Source organism: Sulfitobacter sp. HI0040, assembly GCF_001634885.1.
Lineage (GTDB): Bacteria > Pseudomonadota > Alphaproteobacteria > Rhodobacterales > Rhodobacteraceae > Sulfitobacter.
On record NZ_LWEX01000199.1, the window covers coordinates 1 to 1,691 of the forward strand.

General features: G+C 63.7%; 2 protein-coding genes. Both read right to left on the minus strand.

Annotated elements, in window-relative coordinates; all coding sequences use genetic code 11:
• Positions 1 to 45: 45 nt before the first annotated feature.
• The gene (locus A3728_RS12030; protein ID WP_067923906.1) at positions 46 to 1,488 is read right to left on the minus strand and encodes a uracil-xanthine permease family protein; all 1,443 of its coding nucleotides are present in this window, start codon (positions 1,486 to 1,488) and stop codon (positions 46 to 48) included.
• 41 nt (positions 1,489 to 1,529) lie between these two features.
• On the minus strand, positions 1,530 to 1,691 hold a 162-nt coding region (locus A3728_RS22345; protein WP_201722316.1), incomplete at its 5' end, for an ureidoglycolate lyase.

Genomic DNA, 1,691 nt, shown 5'->3' on the forward strand with positions numbered 1-1,691 from the left:
AAAGCCGCGCCGGACGCAATGCCGTTTCTTGTCGGCGGCCGCCCGTCAGGCGCGGTTGTCCTTGACCAGGGCGCCCTTGGCATGGCCGGACATGCCGCCAGAGACTTCTTCTGTTGCCTCGCCGGCCAGTTCCTCGGGCAGGATCAGGTTCAGCACGATCGCGATGAAGGCCGCCGGCAGAAGGCCCGAGGTCATGAGGATGCGCAGCGTGTCGGGCAGGCCCTGCACGGCGTCAGGTTCCAGCTGCAGCCCCAGCCCGATGCTGAGCGAAATCGCGAAGATCACCATGTTGCGCCGGTTCCAGACCACGTCCGACAGCATCGAGATGCCCGCCGCCACCACCATGCCGAACATGACGATCACGCCCCCGCCCAGCACCTCGATCGGGACCGTGCGGATCACGCCGCCGACCTTCGGGATCAACCCGCTGATGATCAGAAAGATCGCGCCGCAGGTGACGACGTGGCGGCTCATCACGCCGGTCATGGCGATGAGGCCCACATTCTGGCTGAAGGATGTGTTGGGAAAGGCCCCGAAACAACCGGCCAGCGCGGTGCCGATCCCGTCGGCATAGGTCGCGCCCTGAATTTCGGCATCCGTCGCCTCGCGGCCCGCGCCGCCCTTGGTGATGCCCGACACGTCGCCCACGGTTTCCACCGCCGAGACGAAGGCCATCAGGCAAAAGCCGATGACGGCCGCAAGCGATAATTCGAAACCGTACTTGAAAGGCTGCGGCAGGGCGAAGGCGGCGGAATTCGACCATGAGGCGGAAATCGCGTTCACATCGAGAATGCCCACGAAGATCGCATAGACATAGCCCACGATCAGCCCCAGCAACACGGCGGAGACGGAGAGCATGCCGCGCGCGAAGAACTTGAGCGCCAGTGTCACGACGATCACCACCAGCGCCGCGGACCAGTTCAGCATGGAGCCGTATTCCGCCGCGCCCGACATCTTGGCCGGGACACCCCCGGCGGCATACTGGATACCCACATCCACCAGCGCCAGACCGATCATCGTGACCACGAGGCCGGTAACCAGTGGTGGCAGGGCAAAGCGGATCTTTTTGATGAACGTGCCCAGAAAGGCATGGAACAGCCCGCCGATGATCACCCCGGTAAAGAGTGCGGCCAGCGCATCGACCCCTTTGCCCGCAACAAGCGGGATCATGATCGGCAGAAAGGCGAAGGAGGTGCCCTGCACGATGGGCAGCGCCGCGCCCACGGGCCCGATGGTGACGGTCTGCAAAAGCGTCGCGACCCCGGCAAAGAGCATCGACATCTGGATCAGGTACAGCAGCTCCGGAAAGTCGGGGCTGTTGGAGCCGAAGCCGAAACCGGCGGCGCCGGCCACAATGATCGCGGGTGTGACGTTCGACACGAACATCGCCAGCACGTGCTGGATGCCCAGTGGAATGGCGCGGTGCAGCGCGGGGGTATAATTCGGATCGCGCAGTTGTTCCGGTGTTCCGATGGATAAATCGGCCATGGTCTCTCTCCCTCCCTGTTACTTCGTTCCGGGTTTGGCTGTCAGCCCCGCCCGTCTTCGATGATGTATGGTTCTTCGAACCAGTGTTCTTCGAGGTTGGCGCCCTCCCCAATCCGGTCGATCACGGCGAAAAGCCCGGGCTCCGCCAGTGGTGTCAGCACCCCGTGCCATGTGCCCTTGTGAAAATTCACACCCTCCCCCGG

What these genes read in the sequence shown, in the direction of transcription:
- A3728_RS12030 (WP_067923906.1), bottom strand. Translation starts at nt 1,488, where the DNA reads ATGGCCGATTTATCCATCGGAACACCGGAACAACTGCGCGATCCGAAT.